This window comes from Myxococcus sp. CA056, from assembly GCF_013336715.1.
GTDB classification, from domain to species: domain Bacteria; phylum Myxococcota; class Myxococcia; order Myxococcales; family Myxococcaceae; genus Myxococcus; species Myxococcus llanfairpwllgwyngyllgogerychwyrndrobwllllantysiliogogogochensis.
Genome location: NZ_JABUMT010000041.1, coordinates 1 through 1,117 on the forward strand (window position 1 = coordinate 1; position 1,117 = coordinate 1,117).

Annotated in this window: 2 protein-coding genes; both read left to right on the forward strand. The window is 66.4% G+C overall.

From position 1 onward, the window contains the following. Positions 1 to 61 precede the first annotated feature (61 nt). Positions 62 to 613, forward strand: coding sequence for an IS630 family transposase (locus tag HUA76_RS44740; protein WP_174459506.1), 552 nt, complete (start codon positions 62 to 64; stop codon positions 611 to 613). Continuing rightward, positions 511 to 1,107 (forward strand): transposase, encoded by a 597-nt coding sequence (locus HUA76_RS44745; protein WP_254614917.1) that lies wholly within the window; start codon positions 511 to 513, stop codon positions 1,105 to 1,107. The genes HUA76_RS44740 and HUA76_RS44745 overlap by 103 nt, the downstream gene beginning before the upstream one ends. Positions 1,108 to 1,117: the final 10 nt, after the last annotated feature.

Here is a 1,117-nt window from a genome sequence, read left to right on the forward strand (position 1 = left end):
CTAAACCCCTTCAGGGAAGTCGGGTTAGGGGCTGAGGGTTATGCCATGGAGGGGGGCGTCCATGGCGTGGCAGCCAAAGCACTGGACAGTGCAGCAGCTTGAGGAGCGGCGGCTTGCGGCCGGGAAACTCCTGCGGCGGGGGCACCTATCGCAGGCGGAGGTTGCACGCCGTGTGGGTGTCAGCGAGGCCTCGGTCAGTCGCTGGGCGCGGCGACTGCACGAGGCGGGCGGCAGCACACGCGGGTTGAAGGCGAGGCCGCGCACGGGCCGGCCGTCGAAGTTGAGTTTGGGGGAATGGCAGCAGGTCTCGGAGTTGGTAAGGGCAGGGGCGCGTACGTGTGGCTTCCCTACCGAGCGCTGGACGCTCACGAGAGTGGCGCACCTCATCCAGCGTACGTTCGGAGTGCACTACCACCCCAATTACCTGGCCGAGTGCCTTCACCGGTTGGGTTTAAGTCCACAGCAGCCCCGCACGCGAGCCAAGGAGCGTGACGATGCGTTGGTGGAAGCATGGCTGAAGCGCGACTGGCCCCGCATCAAAAGGGGGCTCGAAGAAGCGGGCGGGCCATTGCCTTCGTGGACGAGACAGGTAGTTCGTTTCGGGCCCGCGTAGCGTCTACCTGGGCGCCCGTCGGGCATCCGCCCATCCTGCGCCGTCGTGACAAGCGGCGCGAAGTCTCCAGCATCGTCGCCCTCGTTGCCCCGTACGGCCACAGGCCGGCGCGCCTGTATTCGCGCCACCGGGAGGGCAGCTTCACCAGCCGGGACGTCATCACTGCCCTGCGCTACTTCCGCAGGAAGGTGGGTTGTTCGCTCACTATCGTGTGGGACGGTCTCAACCAGCACCACAGTGCCGAGACGCTCGACTCCGTCGCACGCCACCCCGAGGACTTCCGCCTTGAACGGCTACCAGGCTATGCGCCAGACCTCAATCCCGAGGAGGGCTGCAACGGCATGGTGAAGGCCGAGCTGCGCAATGCCACGCCCGACTCTGTCGCCGAGCTGCGCGCCCAGGCACGCGCTTCATTCGTGCGCCTGGGCCACCGCCACGATGTTCTCGCCGCCTTCTTCCTTCACGCGGGTCTGCGCCTTACCGGACTTTCCTGAAGAGGGTTAG

Coding starts and splice junctions, on each gene's coding strand:
- HUA76_RS44745 (WP_254614917.1), top strand. CDS start 511: ATGGCTGAAGCGCGACTGGCCCCGCATCAAAAGGGGGCTCGAAGAAGC.
- HUA76_RS44740 (WP_174459506.1), top strand. CDS start 62: ATGGCGTGGCAGCCAAAGCACTGGACAGTGCAGCAGCTTGAGGAGCGG.